Source organism: Marinomonas posidonica (assembly GCF_043643765.1).
GTDB lineage: Bacteria > Pseudomonadota > Gammaproteobacteria > Pseudomonadales > Marinomonadaceae > Marinomonas > Marinomonas posidonica_A.
This window is the reverse complement of sequence record NZ_JBHZSP010000006.1, coordinates 173,273-197,876: the sequence shown is the minus strand read 5'-3', so window position 1 is coordinate 197,876 and position 24,604 is coordinate 173,273. Positions and strand designations below refer to the sequence as shown.

General features: G+C 45.7%; 18 protein-coding genes. 3 read left to right on the top strand and 15 right to left on the bottom strand.

What is annotated here, in order from left to right; translation table 11 throughout:
• The first annotated feature begins 80 nt into the window (after positions 1–80).
• A complete protein-coding gene (locus ACHUFM_RS08895) occupies positions 81–965 on the top strand; it encodes a lipase family protein (RefSeq protein WP_394181529.1) in 885 nt (294 codons plus the stop codon).
• Here ACHUFM_RS08895 and ACHUFM_RS08890 read toward each other — a convergent pair.
• The 4 genes from ACHUFM_RS08890 to ACHUFM_RS08875 are packed head-to-tail and all read right to left on the bottom strand — an operon-like array spanning position 962 to position 7,934.
• On the bottom strand, positions 962–3,661 hold the full coding sequence (locus ACHUFM_RS08890; protein ID WP_394181528.1) for a hsp70 family protein: 2,700 nt from the start codon (positions 3,659–3,661) through the stop codon (positions 962–964). The genes ACHUFM_RS08895 and ACHUFM_RS08890 overlap by 4 nt on opposite strands.
• A complete protein-coding gene (locus ACHUFM_RS08885) occupies positions 3,661–5,418 on the bottom strand; it encodes an Hsp70 family protein (protein WP_394181526.1) in 1,758 nt (585 codons plus the stop codon). Before ACHUFM_RS08885 ends, ACHUFM_RS08890 begins: the two co-directional genes overlap by 1 nt.
• A 2-nt stretch (positions 5,419–5,420) precedes the next feature.
• Positions 5,421–6,014, bottom strand: a complete 594-nt coding sequence (locus tag ACHUFM_RS08880) for a DUF2760 domain-containing protein (protein WP_394181524.1) — start codon at positions 6,012–6,014, stop codon at positions 5,421–5,423.
• 3 nt (positions 6,015–6,017) lie between these two features.
• A complete protein-coding gene (locus ACHUFM_RS08875; RefSeq protein WP_394181522.1) occupies positions 6,018–7,934 on the bottom strand; it encodes an ATP-binding cassette domain-containing protein in 1,917 nt (638 codons plus the stop codon).
• A 280-nt stretch (positions 7,935–8,214) separates the two neighbouring features.
• Between ACHUFM_RS08875 and ACHUFM_RS08870 the strand changes: the two genes are divergently transcribed.
• Both ACHUFM_RS08870 and ACHUFM_RS08865 read left to right on the top strand, forming a co-directional pair.
• Positions 8,215–9,315, top strand: coding sequence for an efflux RND transporter periplasmic adaptor subunit (locus ACHUFM_RS08870; RefSeq protein ID WP_394181520.1), 1,101 nt, complete (start codon positions 8,215–8,217; stop codon positions 9,313–9,315).
• A gap of 15 nt (positions 9,316–9,330) precedes the next feature.
• Positions 9,331–12,519, top strand: coding sequence for an efflux RND transporter permease subunit (locus tag ACHUFM_RS08865; RefSeq protein ID WP_394181518.1), 3,189 nt, complete (start codon positions 9,331–9,333; stop codon positions 12,517–12,519).
• Positions 12,520–12,628: 109 nt separating this feature from the next.
• On the opposite strand, the gene ACHUFM_RS08860 is transcribed toward ACHUFM_RS08865, so the two are convergent.
• The 11 genes from ACHUFM_RS08860 to ACHUFM_RS08810 form a co-directional block, all read right to left on the bottom strand.
• Complete coding sequence (locus tag ACHUFM_RS08860; RefSeq protein WP_394181516.1) at positions 12,629–13,804, bottom strand: O-succinylhomoserine sulfhydrylase; 1,176 nt, start codon at positions 13,802–13,804, stop codon at positions 12,629–12,631.
• A gap of 107 nt (positions 13,805–13,911) precedes the next feature.
• Positions 13,912–15,420: an amidophosphoribosyltransferase gene (gene purF / locus ACHUFM_RS08855; protein ID WP_394181514.1), complete on the bottom strand. Its 1,509-nt coding sequence runs from the start codon at positions 15,418–15,420 to the stop codon at positions 13,912–13,914.
• A gap of 81 nt (positions 15,421–15,501) precedes the next feature.
• Positions 15,502–16,017, bottom strand: a complete 516-nt coding sequence (locus ACHUFM_RS08850; protein WP_394181512.1) for a CvpA family protein — start codon at positions 16,015–16,017, stop codon at positions 15,502–15,504.
• 89 nt (positions 16,018–16,106) lie between these two features.
• Entirely contained in the window at positions 16,107–16,667 is a 561-nt protein-coding gene (locus ACHUFM_RS08845; RefSeq protein WP_394181510.1) for an SPOR domain-containing protein, read from the bottom strand.
• Positions 16,664–17,914, bottom strand: a complete 1,251-nt coding sequence (gene folC, locus ACHUFM_RS08840) for a bifunctional tetrahydrofolate synthase/dihydrofolate synthase (protein ID WP_394181508.1) — start codon at positions 17,912–17,914, stop codon at positions 16,664–16,666. The genes ACHUFM_RS08845 and folC overlap by 4 nt, the downstream gene beginning before the upstream one ends.
• Positions 17,915–17,918: 4 nt before the next feature.
• Positions 17,919–18,788 carry an acetyl-CoA carboxylase, carboxyltransferase subunit beta gene (gene accD / locus ACHUFM_RS08835; protein ID WP_113875531.1) on the bottom strand — a complete coding sequence of 290 codons (870 nt, stop codon included), beginning with the start codon at positions 18,786–18,788 and terminating at the stop codon, positions 17,919–17,921.
• A gap of 32 nt (positions 18,789–18,820) precedes the next feature.
• A complete protein-coding gene (gene trpA, locus ACHUFM_RS08830; RefSeq protein WP_394181504.1) occupies positions 18,821–19,627 on the bottom strand; it encodes a tryptophan synthase subunit alpha in 807 nt (268 codons plus the stop codon).
• The gene (trpB, locus tag ACHUFM_RS08825) at positions 19,624–20,835 is read right to left on the bottom strand and encodes a tryptophan synthase subunit beta (protein ID WP_394181502.1); all 1,212 of its coding nucleotides are present in this window, start codon (positions 20,833–20,835) and stop codon (positions 19,624–19,626) included. The genes trpA and trpB overlap by 4 nt, the downstream gene beginning before the upstream one ends.
• Positions 20,828–21,445 (bottom strand): phosphoribosylanthranilate isomerase, encoded by a 618-nt coding sequence (locus tag ACHUFM_RS08820; RefSeq protein ID WP_394181500.1) that lies wholly within the window; start codon positions 21,443–21,445, stop codon positions 20,828–20,830. The genes trpB and ACHUFM_RS08820 overlap by 8 nt, the downstream gene beginning before the upstream one ends.
• Positions 21,429–22,253 carry a tRNA pseudouridine(38-40) synthase TruA gene (truA, locus tag ACHUFM_RS08815; RefSeq protein WP_394181498.1) on the bottom strand — a complete coding sequence of 275 codons (825 nt, stop codon included), beginning with the start codon at positions 22,251–22,253 and terminating at the stop codon, positions 21,429–21,431. Before truA ends, ACHUFM_RS08820 begins: the two co-directional genes overlap by 17 nt.
• Positions 22,246–24,501 (bottom strand): motility hub landmark protein FimV, encoded by a 2,256-nt coding sequence (locus tag ACHUFM_RS08810; RefSeq protein WP_394181496.1) that lies wholly within the window; start codon positions 24,499–24,501, stop codon positions 22,246–22,248. Before ACHUFM_RS08810 ends, truA begins: the two co-directional genes overlap by 8 nt.
• Between the last annotated feature and the right edge of the window lie 103 nt (positions 24,502–24,604).

The following is a 24,604-nucleotide window of genomic DNA, read 5'->3' as shown; positions in this document are numbered from 1 at the left end:
CGAACAGGCTGCCCTAGCCTGTTCGATCAAGTCATTTTCACGTAAGCTAGGCTTTTATCAATTGAGAATGAAACAAGCTGATGCGTGTCGTTATATTGCTTTCTATTTTGTTAATCAGTGCCTTTGATCCAGTATTAGCCGAACCTGATTTTGCTCACATAAAACACATGGCACAACTGTCTTCGGATACCTATGAAGCCGCTCAGCAAGAAGAGCTGAACACAACCGCTTTAGCAAATAAATTGGCGCAACAAGACGAAGTTTTATTACATGATTCCGTTATACCCAATTCGGATGTACTGTATTTTTTATCGGAAAACAGCCAATACCAAACCATCGCGATTCGTGGCACTGCTAACCTAAATAATGTCATTGTGGATTTAACCGTCTCGCTGCAACCTAATACAGTACTGGGTATCTTGCTACATCAAGGCTTTGCCGAAGCCGCTCAGCAAGTGTTAGAAGATGTTAGACCCTACTTAAGAAGTAACAAACCAATTCGCATCACAGGTCACAGTCTAGGAGGCGCGATTGCCGTAGTATTGGGTATGTTGGTTCAAGAGGAATCCCTACCGCTTGAGCAAATTACGACATTTGGGCAGCCGAAGGTGACCAATGTCAGTGGTGCCAAAAAGTTTGCAGACCTACCTCTAACCCGTGTCGTGACACAAGACGACATTGTCCCCTTAGTACCACCCATCAGCCCATTGCAAATTCGGAATTTAGACATTTTTTGGCACATGGGAGAAGAGATCATCCTGTTAGCACCTCACCAATATTCCATCACCAGTGGCCTGAAGAGTGCCATGAGAGCAACCAAGTTCACTAATAAATTACCGAGTGAAGCGAACTTGCTCGCCCATACCATGGCGCAATATTTGAGTTTATTAGAGCAATTGCAGCAGGACAAACAGGGCATTCCCTATCGCATGGACATAAACCTGTTTGGCATTTCCATTGACTAGTTAGAAGATAAACGCAAACCAATGGGCAAACTCTCGCCCACTAACGAATTTAATTCTTCCGAACTGATTTCGACCTGACTCTCAAGACGGCTTGCCCATTGTGATGGGCATTTGTCTTTGACTAACTTTTTAGACACTTTGTTGCGATAGTCAGACAACCAATCCGATTCCCCAGTTGATATCTGGCACATGAGCACAGCGGCCAAACCGGCTTGCTTACGTTTCTTCCAATCTTCTTTCAATGCTCGATCTAAAATGGCCGGTAACTCCGGCTCAGGCAATCTAGCAGACGCCTCTCCAGACAATAGACGACGAGAAGCAATTCGTCCCAACGTCCACCAAGCAGTGTCTGGCTCAGACGATTTCGTCAAACGTTTTAACAACCACTCGACTAAAGTTTGCTTTTCAGACAGAGGTAAGCTTTCCAACGCGCCCATCAATCGAATGAGATCATCGCTAGAACGGGTGGCGAGCGCCTTCATCTTCTCTCTTGAGCGCTGTCCTGCAGGTGAATAGAACTGGCTGAATTGCTTAAATAAGGTCATTTGTTGATCTAATGACAAACCACCCGCAATACGGCGATACAAGGTCCAATATTGTCCCCAAACGGCCGCACTATCGAACTGAGTACCTGCTTTGGTTAAATTAATGACTTGCTGAACTCGGCTTTCATCGCCTTCTGCGCCATAACCCGGGCGCAGACAATAGCCCAATAACTGAAGCCACTGCCGTTCATGCTGGGCACTTTTCACTCGACCAGACTTTAATACCAGCAATTTATCCACCACTCTTCGAGAAGTGGCCAAACTCCAGTCGTCGCGAGCGCCGAGCAATTGATCCAGATCTTGTTTTAACGATTTCACCAAATCTGGTGATTGCTTTTGACCCGCACTGGAAAAGCATCGCGCCAAATGCTCTTCTGCTTCACCCATTTTGGCGGCGAGTAAACCTTCATTGTCGCGGCTAACACGCTCTTCCGAAGCTTGTGTGGAAAACTCCAAACGCCATTTATCAGATGAACCCGCACTTAACAGTTCCAGCTGCAGAATGCCCACCTCAGTCATTTGCGCAGCAACATTGACCAGCACTTCTGCACTGTCTTGCTGCGCATCCAGCTCAGTGGCCAAGGTAGAAATATAATGCAGACCTGACTCGTCACGCACTTCACCAAGCTTGCCAATAATATGGTCGCCTGCACGATAAAGAGGAAATTGCACTTCCTCTCCCAAGGTCACCATAAAATCCCGTGACAATGTCAGGGGTTCAGCCGTCAATGTGCCTTTCGGCAAGATACAAACAAACTGCTGCTCTGCCAGTTTTAAATACAAACTATGCGGCACACCGCTCTCAATTCGGTGCCCTTCCCCAGCTAAGGCTGTCAGGTACCAAGCAGCCCCTTTGGCAACCGCCTCGTTCGGCGCTTCCGCAAGGCATTCTAAAATAGGCTGATCACTCCAAGTATTTAACTGCTTAAGCAACTGGCTTTTTAGAGGCTCACTGTTAAATAAACCACCATTAAAAAGTACAGCGTCTGGCATAGACGACTGAGTCGCTTGCTGAATATCGGCTTGGTGTTGACGAATAAAATCCGCGATATGACGTGTAAAAGCCGGATCAGATTCATAGGCTAATCCGAGCGTATGCATCGCATATGAGCTTTTATGTACGCTATCGTTCAATGCGACCATAGGGAAAAAGCCAGAGCTAACTTGATCTAATAATGCAGCACGAGAGACATCGAATTTTTGTGCACCTCCAATCAATCGACTGCCGCCGCCTAATACCGTAATACTCAAGGATTCAGGTGCGTCATCACTGAGCAAGGTTTCTTTTGCTCGGCGGGTTTGCTGCACCAAGGCCGCTAATCGAGACGCCGATAAAGCAGAGATTTGCTTGGGATCCAACTGAAACGCCAAAGCTTGATCAAGGTTATCGCCGCCCAATAATAAGTGTTCACCAACAGCGATTCGCTTCAAGGCAATGTGGTTGTTCTTCGTACTAGGTAAAATCGATACCAAACTGAAGTCACTGGTGCCACCACCAATATCCACTACCAGCAGCATTTTTTTATCCGCAAGATCCGCTCGCTTTTGATCATCACTAATATAGTGATAACAAGCGGCTTGTGGCTCTTCTAATAAATACAGATCATTCAAACCTGCTTTCTTCGCCGCTTCTAGCGTCAAAGCTCGGGCTTCTTCATCGAACGAGGCCGGCAAGGTTAACGCCACTTGCTGCAGCTCTAAAGGTGCATCGGCAAATTGCTGATTCCAACTTTGACGAATGTGCTGCAACAAGAGTTCGCTGGCTTTGAGTGGACTGATTTTATTTTTCAGCTCACTTCCCCACGGCAGAATACCCGCACGGCGATCCACTTGACGATGACTAAGCCAACTTTTAGCACTTTGTACCAATTGACCCGCTCGACGTTGACCTAATGCCAAAGCTCCCATACCAACAATGTAGTCTTTATCTTGGCTATTATGCCAGGGTAAAACAGGGTCAATCTTACCCTGTTCATCGTCGGCTAAAAGGTAAATGGCACTGGGCAGATAATCGAACGTTTGTACTGACGCATCTGCCATGAATTGCGGCATGGATAATAACAAGGGTGCAGACGAGTCTGGTGCTAAATAAGACACCACACAGTTTGTTGTCCCTAGGTCAATACCAACTCGATAAGCGCCTTTTGTCATTAACCTTCCCTCACCTGAAACTCAATTTTCCATTGTAAATCCGAACGAGTATCGTGAGCTTGTAACAGCAACAAACCTAAATCTGTCACTTGCGCAGTAACGTAAACACGCACCATCTCGCCCTTGGCGTAATGTCCCTCATCAAGTTGAATACTTAATGGGTTCAATTCGTTTAGCTGAGCCAAGGAGAAAGAAGAAATGACCTTACCCAAGAGTTCGGCTTCACTTTTTTGCGATTGAAAGAAACGGAAATGAACGAGCTCACCCACAACCAATGAGAACTCATTTGGCAGCATTTGTTCATCACTCCCTTCTTCCAACCCAAACGGCGCCACACAGATAGCATCTATTGGTGGCGGCATTCCCGGAATCGCCGGCATGGGACTGGCAACCCCTATGTAATAGTTCGCTGCTAAACCACTTTTTACTTTGACACCGCCATTGGCTTGCACCTGAGCATAATAAGTTGCGCCCTTCGCAACCGCATGATCTAGGTGAGCAGGCGTCAACATAGTAAATTCCGCACCATCAAGCAGCTCACTCAGCCGAGAAGACAAGCTTGTCACCATAGGCAAGGCGTTAAACACACCACCGTTTAGCAAGACTTTGCTCGGTTTCACCTGATGTTGACCTATGAACTCACTGATATGCCGAGTGATCGCCGGGTCACTTTCGTAATCCAGATTGATCGTACTGATACCAGAGCGAGCTATTTTTTGAGTTTGCTCACCCGCGCTCACCGCAGGGAAAAAGCCCTCAATTAATAACTGCTGAACATCACTCTGCGTTAACGTCGCTTTGATGCTTTTGTTAAAGATGCTGCGCCCACGGCTTGGCACAACAACCGAAGCGTCCGTTAGCTCAGGATTAGCGAGCAGACGCTCTTTCGCATCCCGACACACTTGAGTCAAACCACTAATTTGCCATGGCTCTAGCTGGGTGCCTTGTTGTGCTAATTGCCCAGCCAAATGGTAGGTTAACGTCATGTCCATATTGTCGCCGCCAAGCAAAATATGACGACCAACAGCAATACGCTCTAAACCCAACACTCCCGATTCTTCGGTAACTTGAATCAAAGATAAGTCGGTAGTACCACCGCCGACATCAACCACAAGAATCTGTTCGCCTAGCGTTAACTGGCTTTGCCAATCCTGCTGATCCGCTAACCAAGCGTAAAATGCCGCTAAAGGCTCTTCGATGAGTCTCGCCCTTAAGCCTACTTTCTCAGCCGCTTGTTCAGTAACCGTTCGAGCCGCAGGGTCAAATGATGCCGGCACCGTGATCACAACATCTTGTTGTGACATCGGAGACATTGGAAAAGCATGATTCCAAGCAGACACCAAATGACTAAGCAAACTTTCAGTCACCTGCGCGGGCGACACCTTGTCGACTTCTTCCAAAGCATCGATTGGCAATACCGCTTCATCTGGGCCAACTTGCGAATGGCATAACCAACTTTTCGCACTTTGCACCATACGCCCCGATGATTTTGCACCCAATTCACGGGCCAGTTGACCAAGAATGTACGAGGTTTTCCCCCACGGCAACTGTAAGTCACTTTCAAGAAATTCCGTGGCATGAGGGTAATACACAAAGGATGGCAATAGCGGACGTTCTACCACCTGCCCTGCAGCACTTAACTGAGGAATCAGTAATTGCTGTAAGCCAGGAGACAGCTCATTCGCTTTGTTTTTCTCTAAAAAGTAGACAGCCGAATGCGTGGTACCTAAATCGATACCAATAACATACTCACTCATGATTACACCTCGACTTCAGCAGGCGCCAGAATAGACAAGCTTTGGGTTTGGCTGACTTTAGGTAATCGTATGTCTGTCACTTGCCAGCCTGGGTGAATCAAGTTCCCCGAATATGGACCTGTTCCTTCGACACGACCTTCCAGCTTGATTTGCTGTGCATCATAATCCGCTGGGACAGTCACCGAGGTATTTTCAGGCGCCGAATTCACTACCTCAATGGTAAAGTTTTGCGCCAAAACCTTGCCGCTACCAGCGTGAATTTGACGCGCTGCAGCACCCACTTCTTCATCGGAATAAGCATCGATGCTTTCCTGCACGAAGTCAATAAAGCGCGCTTCTTGCTGTAAAAGTTGCAGCAATTGCAATGCACCATCTGTATTCACAGACGCGAGAGCTGGCGCTGCCACCTCGATCTCGCGAATCACTTCAACTTCTTCTGTGATGACTTTCGGCTCTACTTCAAAGGCCAACTTTTCACCTTGGCCTATGGCAAGACAACGTGCCGCATAATCCCCATTGCTCAAATATTTAAAAAATTGACCAAAGGCACCAAATAAGCGCGGAATAAAAGACACTTTCGTTAATGTTTGACTCATGTTTTATCCGTTCTGCATTTCTTCTAACTCAAGCCAACGCTCCATTGTTGTCTCCAGTTCTTGTTCTTTTTCGGCCATTTTCGCTAAGGTGTCCTGTACCTTTTGCGCATCGCCGCTGTAAAAATCTGCCGCACCTGTTATTTGTTGAAAGGTTTCCAGCTCAGCTTCTAACTTAGCAATGGCATCTGGCATGCCATCGAACTCTCGTTGTAATTTGTAGCTCAGCTTACTTTTCGCTTTACTGGCTGGCGCTGGCTTGTTTACTTCCGTTGTCGAGGTATCAGCTTTAGCTTTAGGCTTGCTCTCGGTCGTCTGTGAGGTAGATTCCGCTGGGAACTTACCACCCTGACGTATCCAGTCTTGATAACCACCCACATACTCGCGCACCACGCCTTCACCTTCAAAGGCAATAACGCTGGTCACCACATTGTCTAGAAAAGCACGATCGTGACTCACCAATAACAAGGTACCATCGTAGTTCATTAATAACTCTTCCAATAACTCAAGGGTTTCAACGTCTAGGTCATTGGTCGGTTCGTCCATCACCAAAAGGTTTGCAGGCTTAGTAAAGAGTTTCGCCAGCAAGACGCGATTTCGCTCACCACCTGATAACGCTTTCACTGGAGTACGCGCTCGCTCTGGCGGAAACAGGAAGTCACCTAAATAGCCAATGACGTGTTTATTCTGGCCATTGATCTCAATCGTTTCTTTGCCTTCACCGACGTTTTCGGCCACGGTTTGTTCTGGGTTGAGCTGTTCTCGTAGCTGATCAAAATAGGCAACGTTAAGCTTAGTCCCTTGACGTACGGTACCTGAGCTCGGTGCTAAATCTCCCAGCAGAATTTTTAAGAAAGTACTCTTACCACAACCGTTCGGACCGATTAAACCAATGCGATCACCGCGATTAACCATAAAGTCCATTGGCTGCAGAATCACTTTGTCTTCGAATGCATGACCGACTTGCGCAAACTCAGCGACCAACTTACCGGATTTCTCTTTGGTCTCAATCGACATCTTAGCGTTACCTTGACGATCAATGCGCTCTGAACGCTCAACTCGCAAAGCCTTCAATGCTCTGACTCGACCTTCATTGCGAGTTCGACGAGCTTTGATCCCCTGCCGAATCCAGACCTCTTCCTCGGCCAAACGTTTATCGAATAAGGCATTGGCACGCTCTTCTTCTTCCAAGAGCTTTTCTTTGAAGACTAAAAATTCATTAATATTGCCAGTAAAAGACAACAAATTACCGCGATCTAATTCGACAATACGATTGGCCAATTTTTCAAGGAAGCGTCTGTCATGGGTAATAAACAGAATTAAGCCACGAAACTGTAATAGCTGTTGCTCCATCCATTCGATTGTCGGTACGTCCAAATGGTTAGTTGGCTCGTCCAGTAGCAAAACATCTGGGGCCGAAATTAAAGCTTGCGCTAAAATCACTCGACGACGCCAACCGCCAGACAATTCAGACATCAACTTATCTGCAGGCAACGCCAAACGCTGAATCATGTGATTGACACGTTGTTCTAAATCCCAACCTTGTAGACGATCGAGATCATTTTGAATGTGGCCCAGTTCATCGGAATGATCCTGCTCCATATCTTCCAAAAGCTTAAAATAGCGCGTCATCAATTGATGTATTTCACCCGCGCCTTCACTGACTACTTCACGTACCGTTTTACCATTTGCTTCTGGTAACTCTTGTGGCAATTGCGCAATGCGCATGCCACCTTCTAGACGCACCACACCTTCATCTGGAATTTGTTCACCAGATACCACTTTTAAAAAGGTTGATTTACCAGCACCATTACGACCAATGATTGCAACACGTTCACCCGCCTCTGCGGAAAAACTGATTTTTGACAGCAGCGGGTTATGCCCAAATGCAACACTCACCTGCTCTAAAGACAATAGACTCATATCTATCCAGTTATAATAGGGAAAATTTGTGGCGCTATCATATCACTCTTCCTTTGGAAGGTTTAGCTTAGAGCTTGTGTTATCACTAAGAACTTAAAATTAAAGAATTTTTAACAGGCATTAAGGGCGAGTTTAAAGCAGTTTCAGACATGTGGAAAAAATAAATAACTGATATAACGACATTCTATATACCTAAAACAGTTTTTCTTTATATTATTTAATATAATTATTTCGTTATAACTATATATAACTACAAATTTTACAATTCACGGAGTGGTCGATGGAATTAAAAAGTAAGGCGGGAATGATTACGGCAATCGGCTTAACCTGTGCCGCTGTCGCTTGGATGGTCCTTGGCGGAAACGGCATTACTGTCAGTCCAACTAACACAAACAACGTACCGCAAGAAAATACTCTTGTCACTCAAACCAATGAAAGCCAACTCGCCTATTCAGTACAAGCTAAAACACTGAGTGCACAAATCATTGAAGTTCACCTACCATTAAGTGGCCAAACAGCAGCAAACGAGACTTTAACCCTCGTAAACAATTACCAAGGCAAAGTGTCTAAGTTAGCTGTTGAAAAAGGCGATTCAGTCAAACAAGGTCAAGCGATTCTCGCCATCGACACGCGAACCTTGAAAAGCCAGATTGAACAAGCTCAACTCTTAGTTAAGCAACGTGCTTTGGAATTAGACGGCATCAAAAAATTGAACGCGGGCAATTTCAGCTCAAAAGTCAATCTAGCCCAAGCTGAAACCGATCTCGCTTCCGCAAAATCGGCGCTAAAAGCACTAGAGATCGATCTTGAAAATGCCACCCTAACGGCACCCTTTTCTGGCATAGTGAACAGCTTGGATGTAAAACAAGGACAAGTATTGTCTGTTGGAACACAGGTTGGCAACTTGGTGTCATTAAACCCGATTAAAATCAGCGTGAACATTCCGCAAAACAAAATCCAACAAATTCAGCTCGGCACTGTGGGTAAAGTCACTCTAGAATCAGGCTACGAAGCCGAAGGTGCTGTGTCGTTTATTAACGCAACCGCTAACTCATCCAGCCGAACCATTCAAGTCGAAATGGAGGTGGACAATCCTGATAGCAAAATCGCGGCAGGCTTAACCGCCAGTGTCGATTTTATTTTAGAAGCGCAAAAAGCACATGCTTTCTCACCAGCCCTTCTTACTTTAGATGACTCTGGGCATACAGCCGTAAAAACCATCGATATTGATAATAAAGTGAAAATCATGCCTGTTGTTATCGTAAAGTCGGAGCGTGATCAAATATGGGTCAAAGGCCTACCAAATAATGTGAACATCATCACCGTCGGTCAGGGTTTTGTGTCCGAAGGCGATACCGTTAACGCACATTACCAGGATTAACGAGGCTTTAACCCTATGCAAACATTAATTGAAGCCGCTTTGGCCCGCTCTAGAACCGTTATGATGTTCTTTGTACTAGTGCTGATTATGGGCACCGTCTCCTATATTGAAATACCGAAAGAAAATGATCCAGACATTACGATCCCTATGGCCTATGTCTCGGTGACACTGGATGGCATATCTCCAGAAGACGCAGATAGCCTATTGGTCCATCCTCTGGAAAAAGAGCTACAAGGCTTAGAAGGGTTAAAAGAACTTAAATCCACCGCTTCTGAAAGCCATGCCTCAATCATGCTGGAATTTGAATCCGGTGTAGACATTGATCAAGCGATTAGTGATACACGAGACAAGGTCGATCGCGCCAAAAGTGAGCTGCCTGATGACGCTGAAGAACCCACTGTCACCGAAATAAATCTATCCACCTTTCCAGTCATTCGAGTCAATTTGTCTGGTAATGTTGATTTCGCCACGCTCAGTCAAACAGCACAACACTTACAAGACTCTATTGAAGCCATTGATGGTGTATTGGAAGCCGACATCAGTGGTGATCGCGAGCAACAAGCACAAATTATCATCCGACCTGAACAGCTTGAAACCTATAATTTGTCCTTGACCGAAGTCGCCAACTTTGTGGCGGGAAACAACCGTCTTGTAGCAGCAGGTAACTTGGATACGGGCGCAGGTCGTTTTTCTCTGAAAGTCCCTGGTTTGCTTAAAACCAAAGAAGACATTCTAAATCTGCCCGTCAAAGTTGATGGAGATCAAGTCGTTTTATTAGGTGATATTGCGACTGGCGAACTGACGTTCGAAGACCCAAATAGTTATGCCCGCGTAAATGGTAAGCGCAGCATTACACTCGGCGTTTCTAAGCGTGTTGGCGTTAACATCATTGAAACCATCGAAGCGGTCAAAGCCGTGGTTGAAAAAGAAAGCCAATCTTGGCCTGATGGCGTGCAATATAGCTTAACGGGTGATAAGTCAGTTGATATTAAAACGTCTCTAAACGATCTCTTCAATAATGTTTTAGCCGCGACCTTACTCGTGATGATCGTTATTGTTTGGGCGCTAGGCATACGCAGCTCAATTTTAGTCGGTTTGGCCATTCCAGGGGCTTTTCTAGCAGGCATACTATTGCTTAACCTACAAGGATTCACCATTAACATGGTGGTCTTGTTTGCTTTGATCTTGAGTGTCGGCATGTTGGTAGATGGCGCTATCGTCGTGACAGAATACGCTGACCGAAAACTCGCAGAAGGGGCATCTAAACGTCAAGCTTACAGTGAAGCTGCGAAACGCATGGCCTGGCCTATTACGGCATCGACGGCCACAACCTTGGCCGTGTTTATGCCATTGTTGTTCTGGCCAGACATCGTTGGTGAATTTATGCGATTCATGCCCATCACGATTATTGCCACCCTTGCATCTTCTCTTGTGATGGCCTTGATTGTATTGCCAACCATTGGCTCGATTATTGGCAAAAAAGGTGCTTACAGTCAAAAAACCATGAACACTTTACGAATCACAGAAACTGGCGATTTAAGCCAATTAAGTGGTTTTACGGGTGCATATGGTCGAATGCTAACACGCTTGGTTGAACGCCCTATTTGGGTTTTACTCTTTACCATTACGCTACTGATTTGTGTCCTCGTAGGTTACGGTAAATTCGGTAAAGGTGTTGAATTTTTCCCTAATGTAGAACCTGAATCGGCTAACTTAGACATTCGCGCCCGCGGCGATTTATCCTTGGATGAAAAGGATGACTTGGTCAAACAAGTAGAGGCCCAAGTGCTTGGTACACCTGAACTAAAGAGCGTTGTAGTAAGGTCCTATGCCACACCAGGCAACAGTGCAGCATCAGACAGTATAGGTTCAATCAGCATGGAATTTGTTGATTGGTATGAGCGCCCTTCCGCAAGCCAGATTTTGGACAAAATACGAGAAAAAACTAAGCAAATACCAGGCATTGAAGTCAGTGCCGAGAAAGAGCAAGGTGGTCCACAATCGGGTGCCGATATTCAATTACAACTCAGTTCTAATTACAGTGAAGCCCTGAATATGGCTGCCGACCAGATCTCTAGAGAACTGTTACAACGAGACGAAATCGTTACGGTTAGTGATGATCGTTCCTTGCCTGGAATAGAGTGGCGAATTGATATCAACCGTGAAGAAGCGAGCCGCTACGGTGTCGACGTAAACAGTTTAGGGAATGTCATAAAACTGGTAACCACTGGCATCACCTTAAGTGATTTCTTGCCAGAAGGCGCTGACGATAAAATTGACATTGTCTTACGCTATCCAGTTAACCAACGCAGTCTGGAGCAACTCGACCAACTGCAAATCCCCACTAACCAAGGCAGCATTCCTGCGAGTAATTTTATTCATCGATATGCGGCACCTAAACAAGGAGTCGTAAACCGTACCGATGGAAAGAAAACCATTGCCATTGATGCGGATGTGGTCGACGGACTGGTCGTGGACGAAGTCATCAAGAAAATCAAAGCCAAGCTAGACGCCTCAGATCTAGATCAAACAGTGTCGTATGAGTTCCGCGGAAATACTGAAGAACAACAAAAGTCGATGATTTTCTTGGCAAAAGCTTTTGGTGTGGCCTTTTTCATCATGGCCATTATCTTGGTGACACAGTTCAATAACTTCTTCCAGTGTCTACTCATTCTAAGCGCTGTAGTGTTTTCAACCATGGGAGTTTTCATCGGTTTAATGGTGAAGGGACAACCTTTCGGTGTGGTCATGAGTGGCGTTGGTGTCATTGCCTTAGCCGGCATTGTGGTGAACAACAATATTGTCTTAATCGACACCTTTAATGGCCTACGAAAACAGGGCATGAAGGTAAGAGAAGCCGCCGTACGCACTGGTGTTCAGCGTTTGCGCCCTGTTATCTTGACGACCATCACCACCATTCTTGGTTTAGTCCCCATGGTGTTCCAATTGAACATTGATTTGGTTCATCAGTCACTTAGTGTTGGCGCACCTTCCGCTCAATGGTGGACCCAACTGTCGACAGCCATTGCTGGCGGTTTAACCTTCGCGACCCCGCTTACTTTGATCCTAACACCTTGTCTTTTAGTATTAGGCTACCGTCGCAAAGAACGCAAACAGCTTGAAGCATTAGAAGTGGTAGAAGACTCTGAATTTGACAACATGACCAACACGCCTAATGAGCCGTCCACCCCCCAGTCAACTTAATACCCCTCCTAGTCTTGTTGGTTGAAATTACATTGATTGAAACCAATAAGACAGACACAAAAAAGCGGGCTTAGACTACTCTAACCCCGCTTTTTTTTATTTTCTGTCATTAAGCCAGTTGCGATAATGCCGCTTCTACATCGGCAATAATATCTTCTACATCTTCCAGTCCAACCGAAACACGAACTAGACCTTCTGCAATGCCCGCTTTGGCTTTTTCCTCATCGGTTAGACGACCGTGAGTGGTCGTTGCCGGATGCGTCACGAGGGTCTTGCTATCCCCTAGGTTACCAGTGATCGACATTAACTTAGTGCCATTAATGAATGCCCAAGCAGAATCACGTCCACCCTCTAATTCAAAAGACAACAAGCCACCAAAATCTTTTTGCTGCTGTTTAGCAAGCTGATGATATTTATGACTTGGCAAACCACCATAATTGACCTTGAGCACTTTTGGATGCGCTTCAAGGTATTCCGCCAACTGCAACGCACTAGCAGAATGAGCTTTCATTCGCAAGGATAAAGTTTCAAGGCCATTCAACAAAACCCAGGCATTAAAGGGGCTCATACAAGGGCCAGCACTGCGCATAAACGCCGTGAACACATCCACAATTTCCTGGCTGGCAATTAACGCACCGCCCAAGCAACGCCCTTGCCCATCGATGAATTTTGTTGCTGACTGCATGACAATATCCGCCCCTTGCGTCAACGGATTTTGCAACGCAGGCGTGGCTAATACGGTATCAACACACAATAAAGCGTTTTTCTCATGAGCCAGATCAGCCACCTTAGCAACATCAACCACTTCGTACAATGGATTCGATGGCGTCTCAAAATAGCACAAGCGCGTTTTATCATTAATCGCCGCTTGCCATGCATCGTAGTCGGTGGCATCGACATACACTACTTCCACCCCGAATTTGGTCGTGTAAGTATTAAAAAACTTCACCGTTGAGCCAAAGATGTTACGTGAACAAACGACTCGATCACCCGCACTTAATAGGCTGTACGCCAAGGTCATTAAGGCCGCCATACCAGAACTGGTGGCAATCGCAGCTTCACCTTTCTCCAACGTCGCCAAACGCTTCTCGAACAACTCTACTGTTGGATTGGTAAAACGTGAATAAACATTACCATCCTCATCACCTGAAAATTTACCCGCCGCCTCTTCAGCGCTGGCATAGGCAAAACTGGAAGTGACAAAAATGGCTTCACTGTTTTCTTGCTCTTGAGTTTGACGCGTAGCCGCATGAATCGCATTCGTTGCGTCTTTATAAGCCGACATTTTGTTCTCCACCAAACAATCTAAAACACTTCATTAATAACGCTTTCCAAAAAACTAAGCCAGGTTAGACCTGGCTTAGAATGAACACTAATTAGGTCGAATGAGTATTACATAGGGTGCATCATATCACTAGCTTGCACCGTCTCAACAGAAGCCTTGTTCTCATCATTACGACTGCCTTCCAACTTAGTCAAATACTCTAAGTCAATGTTACCCGCAATGTAAGTTGCATCAAATACTGACGTATCAAACTCTCTTACTTCTGAGTGCTTCTCATCGATACATGCTTCAATCAAATCTTGTAAGTCTTGGAAAATCAGTTTATCCGCGCCAATTAACTCACAAATTTCATCGACATTACGGTTATGAGCAATCAGCTCTTTCGCTGCAGGCATATCAATACCGTATACATTCGGGTAACGGACTTCCGGTGCCGCCGAGGCAATGTAAACTTTTTTCGCTCCTGCCTCTCTTGCCATCTCAATAATTTCTTTACTGGTGGTCCCACGAACAATCGAATCGTCAACCAATAAAACCGTTTTGTCTTTAAATTCAAATGGCACTGGGTTCAATTTTTGACGAACCGATTTTTTACGAACTGATTGCCCCGGCATAATAAAGGTACGACCAATATAGCGGTTCTTCACCAAGCCTTCACGAAATGGGATATTCAATGTCTGTGCGATTTGTAACGCGGCGGTGCGGCTGGTATCCGGAATCGGAATCACCACATCGATATCGTGCTCTTGCCATTCACGGCGGATTTTTTCGGCCAAACGGTCACCCATGTTCATGCGGGCTTTGTAAACCGAAATACTGTCAATCACTGTGTCTGGACGAGCAAAATACACATATTCAAACAAACAAGGACGAGGGGTCTTTTTCGGTGTGCACTGACGAACATGGACATTGTGATTCACATCAAAAAAGATGGCCTCACCCGGCTCTATGTCACGCTCAAGTTTGAAGCCTGCTGCATCCAGTGCCACACTTTCAGACGCCACCATGTATTCGATACCATTGTCTGTTTGGCGAGAGCCATAAATCAAAGGACGAATACCATCCGGATCACGGAAAGCAAGAATGCCGTAACCAGTAATCAATGCGACGACCGCATAACCGCCTTCAATACGATGATAAACACGCTCCAAAGCATTAAAAATATCATCAGGTTTAGGCACTAACTTGCCTTCTTCATGAAGTTCATGAGCAAGCACGTTAACCAAAACTTCTGAATCCGACGTCGTGTTGATATGACGCAAATCAGACTCAAAGACTTCCTGCTTCAACTTAGCCGTATTGGTTAAATTACCGTTGTGCGCCAACGAAATACCGTAAGGGGAGTTTACATAGAATGGTTGAGCTTCTGCTGAACTAGATGTTCCAGCGGTTGGGTAACGAACATGGCCAATACCAATATTACCCAATAATTTTTTCATATGACGAGTGCGAAATACTTCACTCACCGGACCATTGTCTTTGCGCAAACATAAACGTCCATTATGGCTGGTCACCATACCTGCAGCATCCTGCCCACGATGCTGAAGAAGGGTTAACGCATCAAAAATTGACTGATTAACCACCGACGTGCCTACGACACCAACGATACCACACATTATCTAGATCCTCGTGTTGGGGAATTGCGGCTTGATAAACCGCACGATTTTCTCTCTAATTTTCAATCACTTATAAAGTGATTAATTACTCAGGGCGCGCTCAATGAGAGCCGGATCAATCAGTTCCGAACTCTTGCCTAACATATCACGCGTCCAATCATTCAACTGCCCTAGCTGAGGGATCAATTGCGATGTTTTCCAAAAATCTGTTTCTTGGATGGCTGGACTCAAACTCAACAAGGAGACAAACGCCACTACAATTAAGCTACCACGTGCAAAACCAAACAACATACCCATAACTCGATCGGTACTGGATAGCCCAGTCACCTGAATCAATGAGCCTAATAAAAAGCTCACTAACGCCCCCACCACTAAGGAAGCAACGAATAAAGAAATAAAGGCAACGATATAGCGAATCTGATCATTTTGTACCTGTTCAACCAGCAAAGATTGCATCTGATCAGAAAACTTAACAGCCACCACAAAAGCAATAACCCAAGTTAATAAGGATAATACCTCTTTGACAAAGCCTCTTTTCAAACTTAACAAAGAAGACATCACCACGACTGCAATGATCAACCAATCAACTGTTGCCATTAATAACCTTGCTCCATGAACATGCTCGAATCGCGAGGCAGTGTATCAGATGAACACTGGATTCCAAATACTGTTAAAGACAAGTGACATTAATTCACTGAATACTTCACCACAAGACCCGCTAAACCAAATTCTTTTTTGATGTCATCACGAATTTTTTTCGAGGTATCTCGTTTAAACTCAGGTCCAACAAAGACCTTATACAAAGAGTTCGTCGTCATACTGTAGGCGTCATAATTCGCCTTTTTCAATTTCTCGACCAAACGCGTCGCATTACTTTTACTTTTAAAGGTGGCGATCTGAACGGCCCATCGATCTGCCACTTTTTTAGGCTCAGTTTTAGCCGTTTTTACGGGCTCCGGCGTTTTCACTTCTTGTTTAGGCTGAGTCGCTGACGGTGTAACAGACTTAGCAAGTGGAATAAGCTGAATGTCTTGCGGGGCTTTTTCAGCCTCTTCAGAAGCAATTTCTTGCGCCGACTTAACCGGCGAAATCTCTACCACTTCAAACGCCGGTGGATCAGAAACCACTACCTGCATATCCAGTTCAGGTGGTCGCTCGCCATCCAATACTAATGGCAGCACGATGGCAGCAGAGAGTACCATCAAGCCCGCGCCAATCAAACGATAAGTCAAACGTCTGTCAATCATAAATCATTCTTTCCCTTGGCGAATTGTAGATAGTCAGAAACCGTGACAAAAGACCCAAATACCACTAACGAACGCCCTTCTTGTCTTGCTTGTTCAGTCGCACTGATCAAAGCACTAGCCACACTAGAGTAACACCGAGCGCTGACCTCAAGCGGCGTCAAATACGTCACCAACTCTTGCGCTTTTGCTCCCCTAGGCCCAGCTAAATCAGCACAATGCCAAGTCTTAAAAGAATTAGCAAGAATGGACACGACTGAGGCAATATCTTTGTCATGCAACATACCACACACCGCAATGGGTTGCGTATCAAACGCAGCTAATCGCTGTTGTAACTCAATAGCGGCCTCTGGATTATGGGCCACATCAATATACACATCAGGTTGCAGAGATACCTTTTGAAAACGACCTGTCAATTCGACACTGGCAAATAACGCTACCAAATCGGATGCCTGCGGCTCTAACCCCATGTAGGTCAACACCGCCACGACGGTGGCCGCATTTTGCAATGGCAATGACGGAATCGGCAAATTCTCAAATCGATGTTCATTATTTTGCCAAGACCATGTCTTTTGTTTAGCCCAAAACTGGAAATCAATGCCTTTTTGTTTTAGCACAGCACCAATATTAGCCGCGGTATCCGCAATCCCCTTAGGCGGGTTCACAACACCACTGACTAGTAATTTCCCTTCACGCGCGATACCTGTTTTTTCGCAAGCAATGACATTAATGTCGTCACCCAACCAATCAACATGATCGAGAGCAATGGACGTCACCACCGCTACATCCGCATCAATCATATTCACCGAATCAAGCCGTCCGCCTAAACCCACTTCCAATACCCAATAATCCAGTTCAGATTGGTCAAACACCCAAAGGGCAGCTAACGTACTAAACTCAAAATAAGTTAACGGGATATCAACACGCACCTGCTCGATCAACTCAAACGCTTGGCAGATCAAAGCGTCTTCACAAGGTTGGTTGTTTAAGGCAATACGCTCATTGAAATGAAGAAAATGCGGGGAAGTGTAGGTACCGACAGAATACCCTTGAGACACCAAATATTGGGTTAGCATAGCACAAGTGGAACCTTTGCCGTTGGTACCAGCAACGGTAATCACCTTATGCTTAGGGCGTTTTAAGCCCAGTTTTGCTAAGACTTTATTCCCTCTTTCTAGACCCAGCTCAATCTCAGAGGGATGTTGGCTCTCAATGTATGAAAGCCAATCCGCTAATGACGTTGGCGTCATTTAATTATGCAACCTTGTGTTTGGTCAACAACGACAATACATTAAACAAGCGATCACGCATTTCATCACGTTTGATAATGGTATCCAACGCGCCCTTATCCAATAGGAATTCACTGCGCTGGAAGCCTTCTGGCAACTTTTCACGAACCGTTTGCTCAATTACACGAGGACCAGCAAAACCGATCAATGCGTTTGGTTCAGCCACGTTCAAGTCACCTAGCATTGCCAACGAAGCCGATACACCACCGAACACCGGATCTGTCATCACAGAAATGTAAGGAATTCCTTCTTGCTTCATGCGCTCAAGACCGGCACTGGTTTTGGCCATCTGCATCAAAGAAATCAAGGCTTCTTGCATACGTGCACCACCACTGGCAGAGAAACACACCAATGGGATACGCTTTTCAAGACAAACGTTTACTGCTTGAATAAAGCGTTCACCCACGATGGCACCCATGGAACCACCAAGGAAACTGAATTCAAACGCCACCGCTACGACAGGCATACCATTCAATTCGCCTTGCATCGCGACCAAAGCATCTTTTTCGCCCGTTGCTTTTTGAGCATCGGCGATGCGATCTTTGTAGCGCTTGGAGTCTTTGAATTTCAATTTGTCTTCTGGCTCTAAGTGCGCACCAATTTCAGTACGGCCCTCTTTATCTAAAAAGATGTCCAAACGACGACGCGCATTGACACGCAAATGATGATTACACTTAGGGCAAACATCCAGATTTTTTTCTAACTCTGGGCGATACAAAACGTTTTCACATTTTGGGCACTTCTTCCAAAGACCTTCTGGCACAGAACCAGATGATGTACGTCGTGATTCACTACGCACAATGGAAGGTACAAACTTATCTAACCAGCTACTCATTTATTTCTCCATACTTCTGTATTTGCTGCCACTCAGGCGTCCATTTCACTACGCATTGGAGTCAAAATTGCCCCCAGAGCGTCAGCTATATATTCTTTTTGTTGATCTTTATTTTCAGCGATGCAGTTCACTAATACGCTACCGACAATGACACCATCAGAGCAACGACTTACAGCCGCTGCGGTTTTGGCATCACGAATACCAAAACCTACCCCGATGGGTAAAGATGTCACAGTACGTAGGGTATCCACATGCTGTTTAACACTGTCCACGTCCAACTCACTGGAACCTGTTACGCCTTTCACTGAAACGTAATAAACATAACCAGACGCTAAGTCGCAAATTTTCTTTGCTCGCTCAAGTGTGGTGGTCGGTGACAATAAGTAAATCAGATCAATCTCATTTTGTCGGAAGCATTCTACTACATCTGTCGCCTCTTCTGGAGTCAGATCTACTAATAAAACACCATCCACACCAGCTTGTTTTGCCGCATCAGCAAATTTCTGGTAACCGTAAAACTCAATCGGGTTCAAATAGCCCATTAACACGATGGGGGTAGTCGCATTGCCTTGACGAAATTCAGCAATGATATCCAATACTTTTTTGACACTCGTACCGGCCGCCAAAGCGCGCTCACAAGCCAGCTGAATAACTGGGCCATCCGCCATTGGATCTGAAAACGGCATACCGATTTCGATTACATCGGCACCCGCATCTACCAAAGCATTCATCATGGTCACAGTGTATTCAGGTGAAGGGTCGCCTGCTGTGATATAAGGAATGAGCGCCTTTTTACCAGATTTTTGTAGATTTTCAAAACATTGCTTTATTAGGCTCATACTTCAATCCCATCCAATTCAGCCACGGTCAAAATGTCTTTATCACCGCGACCCGACAAATTCACCACGACAACCTGATCAGGACGCATGCTAGCAGCCAACTTCATACCATAAGCAACCGCATGACTGGACTCTAATGCTGGCATTATGCCCTCAAGGCGCGTTAAATCACGGAACGCGTCCATGGCTTCATCATCATTAATAGCCACATAATTGGCACGCCCTACGTCTTTCAACCAAGCATGTTCTGGTCCTACGCCTGGGTAATCCAACCCAGCCGAGATAGAGTGAGTACCGATAATTTGTCCATCATCATCCGCCATGACATAAGTTCGATTACCGTGCAGAACACCGGGACGACCAGCAGATAGCGGCGCAGCATGACGCCCCGTTTCAAGACCATCACCGCCGGCTTCAACACCGTACATGGCCACAGACTCATCCTCAATGAAAGGGTGAAACATACCGATTGCATTGGAGCCGCCACCGACACAGGCAACAAGTGCATCCGGTAAACGACCTTCATGCTCAATACATTGCTGCTTCGTCTCACGACCAATAATGGCTTGAAAATCGCGCACCAACTTAGGATAAGGGTGAGGACCAGCCGCCGTACCTATGATGTAAAAGGTATCATCCACATTACCAACCCAGTAACGCATGGCTTCATTCAAAGCATCTTTCAGCGTTTGCGTACCGGACTCAACCGAAATCACTTCTGCGCCCAACAGTTTCATACGATAGACGTTAAGCGACTGACGACGAATGTCCTCTGCCCCCATAAACACCTTACATTTCAAGCCAAGACGAGCGGCAACCGTTGCCGAAGCGACACCATGTTGCCCTGCTCCTGTTTCAGCAATGATATTCGGCTTGCCCATGTGCTTGGCTAGAAGCGCTTGACCTATGGTGTTGTTAATTTTGTGCGCACCTGTGTGGTTTAAGTCTTCACGTTTTAAATAAATTTTTGCGCCACCGGCTTTTTGTGTCAGGCGCTCAGCAAAGTACAAAGGAGAAGGCCGCCCCACGTAATGAGCCAAATCGTAATCAAAGGCGGCTTGAAAATCTGTATCCTTTGATAAAGTTTCATACATTTTCGACAAATCATCCAATGCCGACATCAGTGTTTCGGAAACAAACACACCACCATAATCACCAAAACGCCCGTGCTCATCTGGCAAATTGATATGATCTTTCTTGCTATCCACGCTTTGCTCCCGTTATAAACTCTGTCACTTTCATATTATTTTTGATGCCTTTTGATTGCTCAACACCACCACTCACATCAACTGCATAAGGCGCCACTTGGTCCACCGCTTGAGTGACGTTATCTGGTGTTAAGCCACCCGCCAATACAATAGGTTTAGGCAAATCACTTGGTATCAAAGACCAATTAAAGGTTTCACCTGTGCCACCGGGAACCCCTTTCTTATAAGCATCCAACAGAATGGCACTTGCACTGGGGTATTGTGACACACTGAGGGCAATATCATCACCCTCTTTCACCCGTAAGGCTTTCATATAGTGACGCTGATAAGACACGCATTCCGCCTCAGATTCATTACCATGAAACTGAATCATCCAACGAGCACTGGCACCAATAACCGACTCAATCAAACTTTTTTCGGCGTCAACAAACAACGCCACTGGCACCACAAATGGCGGCAACTGAGCAACAATGTCGTTCGCCACATCAGGACTCACATAACGTGGGCTTTTTTCATAAAACACAAAGCCCAAAGCATCCGCACCCGCTTCACAAGCCGATAGCGCATCCGCTAAATTGGTCATTCCACAGATTTTAACTCGACAACTCATAACAGGACTCGTCTGCAAAGGGTAAAAAATGAGGGCCTAATTTGCACACAGGCACATTAAAATGTTTTGGGTATTCCGCATCAACAAAATACAAACCATAGGGCGATGCAGTAGTGCCGCCTTTTGTCCTGTCTTTAGCGTCTAATACTTGTTGCGCCCATTCCAACGGCTGCTCACCAGCACCAATCGTCATCAACACACCAGCAAAGTTTCGTATCATGTGATGTAGAAACGCATTTGCTCGCACATCCAAAACGATGTACTGACCTAATTGATGAACGTCAAAATTTAAGATGGTGCGAACCGGTGTATTGGCTTGACAACCAACCGCACGAAAAGACGTAAAATCATGAGTACCAACAAAGGTCGCAGCGGCTTTTCGCATGACATTGACATCAAGTGGCTTGTAGGTCCAAGTGACGCCTTTCGACAAAATAGCGGGACAAAAGTCTGCTTGATAGATCACATAACGATAGCGACGACTTAAGGCACTGAATCGAGCATGAAAATCATCGTCTACGTGGCGGGCTGCCACAACGCTAATGTCATCAGGAAGGTAGGTGTTAACACCCAGAGTCCAAGCTCGCTCATTTCGCTCTGCTTGAGTCTCAAAATGCACAACTTGCGCACTAGCATGAACACCCGAGTCTGTGCGCCCTGCACATACGACTTTTACCGTATGATTGGCGATCACAGACAAGGCTTTTTCTAAATTTTCTTGAACACTTGGAACATCAAACTTTTGGGCTTGCCAGCCCTTATACGCTGAGCCGTTATACTCAACGACCAATACCACTTTCTTAGTCACTTGGGAACATCCGCTCCATCATACTTTGTGCTTCAGCAATTTGCTGTTCATTACCGGATTCAACTACGTCTTCTAAAATCACACGAGCACCTTCTTCGTCCCCCATATCCATATAGGCTCTGGCTAGATCAAGCTTGGTCGCAACTTCATCACCACTGGCATCAAAGAAATCAAACTCTTCTTCATCATCGCTGATTTCTTCATCCGAAGCCGCCTCGGCCTCACCAAATGCTGGCACATCGATCTCTTCGACCTCGTCCTGCATTTCAGCAAGTGTTTCTTCAATAGAATTTTCAACGCTGTCGTCTGGCACACCATTAAAGATCGCAGACTCATCGACATCTTCTTGCTCAGTGTCTTCTAACAAATTTGAAACAAACGATTCTTCTTCACTGTCAATTTGAAGGTCTTCTGGAGCGGTAAATTCGGATAAATCGTCTTCCGCTTCTGCCTCATCTAAAGCATCAAACTCATCCAGCTCAGGCTCCATGGTTGGAATATCATCAGCTTCAAACGCCTCTTCATCAGCACTCTCTTCATCGGCCAAATCCAATACAGGATCAGGCAGGTCATCTATGTCTTCGAACCCAGGAAACTCCTCTTCTGGCTCATCAGCATTTTCAAGAATATCTTCTGCTGCCACCTCTTCCTCAAAGCCCATATCCATGTCATCGGCCACTTCTGGGAAATCAGTTGAAGCAACCTCTTCATCAAAAGCATTAAAGTCTTCAGGCTCGTCTTCTGGTGTGTCAAAATCAAATGCAAAAGGGTCTTCTTCCGCTAATTCTTCTTTCGCTTCTGCCTCATCAATGGATTCATCTAACGCCACAGCGGCCGCAACCGGTGCTGCTGCCACTGCGGCAGTAGATAAATCAAATTCATCCTTTTTTGCGCTGTCGACATCCTCAATTTGTTTCTTACCCGAACGGCGCATGATTAAGCCGATCAAGAAACCTAAAAGAAGCAATACTCCAGCACCAATTGACAAGATGATAGGATTACCAAAAATGGTATTCATCAAGGAATTCGCTTCCGCCTGCTCTTTTTCGCGGCGAATCTGATCGGCTTCTAAAAGCTGATCAACGGTATTTTTTTGCTCTTGTAACGCCTGTTGAGCGCTGGCGAATTGTTGCTGTAATTCCGCCATTTGTTTATCTTTCAGACTGATCAGTTTTTCAAGGGTTTCTAACTGTTTATTTAAGTCTGTTAGCTTGTCAGATAACTCACCTTTCTCTCGCTGCTCTTTGTCTAGCATTTCTTGTGACGCAGACAACTCACTCTTCAATGAGTTCACTATCGCACTGTTACTGTCGCCCGCGTTCGAACTGGACTCTTTTTCTGGCAACACACTTTGTCCGGACGCCAAAGTAAGTTGATCACCCGTTTTGTCAGCAGCAGTCGCTGCAGGCTTGGCTTCGGCCTGAGTATTAAGTTGTGCTTGCTCAACGTTCCCTTGATCACCTTTCGCAGCTTTTAAAGCCATCCAAGCATCATGCTGACGCTGAAATTCGGCTTTGGAAACATTGTTATTAAACAGGGCAATTTGCTCTTGTGTAGGCAGGCGCAATACCGCACCTTCCTTAAGCAAGTTGATGTTTTCAGAATAGAACGCGTCTTTATTCAACGCTTGAATCGCCATCATCGTTTGATAAATGGTCAATTGATTAGTTGAACGATTGCGACCGGCGATAGACCAAAGGGTATTCCCTTTGACCACATTTAGTTCCGCTTGCATAGGCATGCTTTCAGCCGCTGCGGTTGCCTCAGCAAACGCAGATGTGTCCGTTGTTTGATTCGCAGTAGGCGCAGGCGTCACAGGAGCTGCTTGTATTATCTCACTTTGCGCTTTATCCACCAACGCCGTTTGATTTAGCGGCACTTGATATTCCCGCACCACTTGACCACTCGGCCAGCGCGCCGCTAGCACAAAATGCAATTCATCCACCATCAAAGGACGATCAGAGGAAACAGAAACGACAAAGTCGCCATTTTCCTGCGCCACATCGAACGTCAGTTGAGATAAAACACGCGTTGGCATAAAGCCAGCCTGACGAAATTCACTTTCGCTGCCTAAGCGCACCAAAATATCGTCACTGGTTAATGCGCCCACATCAGAAAGCTCAATTTTCCCGCGGTATGGCTCATTTAAGCTTGACTGCGAGGTTAACTCACCCAACTCTAGCGCGTAACTGCTGGAGACATACAAAGCTCCAGACACAGCAATACTGACGAGGGTTTTTCTGAGCATAAGCTTCCCTTTATTTACGAATAACGGACACAAATATTAAACAAGTATCTTACACAGGTGAGCATTTATCAATAGCTTTAGAATCAATGGTTTGGACTAAATG

What these genes read in the sequence shown, in the direction of transcription:
- ACHUFM_RS08895 (WP_394181529.1), top strand. Translation starts at nt 81, where the DNA reads ATGCGTGTCGTTATATTGCTTTCTATTTTGTTAATCAGTGCCTTTGAT.
- ACHUFM_RS08890 (WP_394181528.1), bottom strand. Translation starts at nt 3,661, where the DNA reads ATGACAAAAGGCGCTTATCGAGTTGGTATTGACCTAGGGACAACAAAC.
- ACHUFM_RS08885 (WP_394181526.1), bottom strand. Translation starts at nt 5,418, where the DNA reads ATGAGTGAGTATGTTATTGGTATCGATTTAGGTACCACGCATTCGGCT.
- ACHUFM_RS08880 (WP_394181524.1), bottom strand. Translation starts at nt 6,014, where the DNA reads ATGAGTCAAACATTAACGAAAGTGTCTTTTATTCCGCGCTTATTTGGT.
- ACHUFM_RS08875 (WP_394181522.1), bottom strand. Translation starts at nt 7,934, where the DNA reads ATGAGTCTATTGTCTTTAGAGCAGGTGAGTGTTGCATTTGGGCATAAC.
- ACHUFM_RS08870 (WP_394181520.1), top strand. Translation starts at nt 8,215, where the DNA reads ATGGAATTAAAAAGTAAGGCGGGAATGATTACGGCAATCGGCTTAACC.
- ACHUFM_RS08865 (WP_394181518.1), top strand. Translation starts at nt 9,331, where the DNA reads ATGCAAACATTAATTGAAGCCGCTTTGGCCCGCTCTAGAACCGTTATG.
- ACHUFM_RS08860 (WP_394181516.1), bottom strand. Translation starts at nt 13,804, where the DNA reads ATGTCGGCTTATAAAGACGCAACGAATGCGATTCATGCGGCTACGCGT.
- purF (WP_394181514.1), bottom strand. Translation starts at nt 15,420, where the DNA reads ATGTGTGGTATCGTTGGTGTCGTAGGCACGTCGGTGGTTAATCAGTCA.
- ACHUFM_RS08850 (WP_394181512.1), bottom strand. Translation starts at nt 16,017, where the DNA reads ATGGCAACAGTTGATTGGTTGATCATTGCAGTCGTGGTGATGTCTTCT.
- ACHUFM_RS08845 (WP_394181510.1), bottom strand. Translation starts at nt 16,667, where the DNA reads ATGATTGACAGACGTTTGACTTATCGTTTGATTGGCGCGGGCTTGATG.
- folC (WP_394181508.1), bottom strand. Translation starts at nt 17,914, where the DNA reads ATGACGCCAACGTCATTAGCGGATTGGCTTTCATACATTGAGAGCCAA.
- accD (WP_113875531.1), bottom strand. Translation starts at nt 18,788, where the DNA reads ATGAGTAGCTGGTTAGATAAGTTTGTACCTTCCATTGTGCGTAGTGAA.
- trpA (WP_394181504.1), bottom strand. Translation starts at nt 19,627, where the DNA reads ATGAGCCTAATAAAGCAATGTTTTGAAAATCTACAAAAATCTGGTAAA.
- ACHUFM_RS08820 (WP_394181500.1), bottom strand. Translation starts at nt 21,445, where the DNA reads ATGAGTTGTCGAGTTAAAATCTGTGGAATGACCAATTTAGCGGATGCG.
- ACHUFM_RS08810 (WP_394181496.1), bottom strand. Translation starts at nt 24,501, where the DNA reads ATGCTCAGAAAAACCCTCGTCAGTATTGCTGTGTCTGGAGCTTTGTAT.